The organism is Anaerosporobacter sp., from assembly GCF_965301125.1.
On record NZ_CBDLAM010000257.1, the window covers coordinates 1 to 828 of the forward strand.

1 protein-coding gene and 1 pseudogene are annotated in these 828 nt (G+C 33.1%); both read right to left on the reverse strand.

Annotated elements, in window-relative coordinates; translation table 11 throughout:
* Positions 1 to 407 (reverse strand): prepilin peptidase (locus ACW2QF_RS18125; RefSeq protein ID WP_455717423.1); only part of this gene is annotated, 407 nt, incomplete at its 3' end.
* 27 nt (positions 408 to 434) lie between these two features.
* Positions 435 to 828 (reverse strand): annotated as a pseudogene (locus ACW2QF_RS18130) (hypothetical protein); the annotation flags it as partial.

Genomic DNA, 828 nt, shown 5'->3' on the forward strand with positions numbered 1-828 from the left:
CCTATATACCCAATAAATATAAACGGAATGAAGGCTATGGTGTAGTGTCTATTTACCTTTTTGGTTATCAGTAATATTGCTGAACATATTGCACTTAAAGTTAATGCATATAATAGCAGGAAAACAATACCTTCAAATCCGATATTAGCACCAAGTAATATAATTAATAGTCCATCTCCAATACCAATTTTTTGTCTAGTAATATAGCTAATACCCAATAAGACAAACCCCACTATTATTCCCCCTATTAGGCTAATAAGTGTAATTGGTTGAAAAACCACATAATTTACAATCACAATAACTAACCCTATTAGTAATGCAATATTTGATATCTGCTTTTTCTTGTAATCCACAATCGCTAGTATCCCCAAAAAACAAATAATTACAAGTTTAATAAACCATTCCATATCTATTTCCTCACTTCTGCTCTGTGATTATCGTTTACCACACCGTTTACAGGCTCGCCTGTCACCTATTTCTGACCGCTTAATCATTTCTATTGTCCGCTTTAATCCACTACAATTAGCATTACAATGATATCGGTTTCCTTGTTTGGTGATATAGTAATACTCCTGTCTAACACGCTCTGGTTTACAAATCTCACATGCGTGATATTTACCACCTGATGAGTTTCTTTGACCATCTAAACTACTTCGATTAATTTTAGTGATAGATAACTTAAGGTGTGTACAATCTTTGTTTTCATGATAAACAGTTCCTGTCTCTGCAATATATACATAATCCTCGTCTTCCTCTGTTTCATCATCTACATCAATATCGCTTAATCCTACAAATACTCTAACCTTGGTTTTCTGCTCTATATAAAAA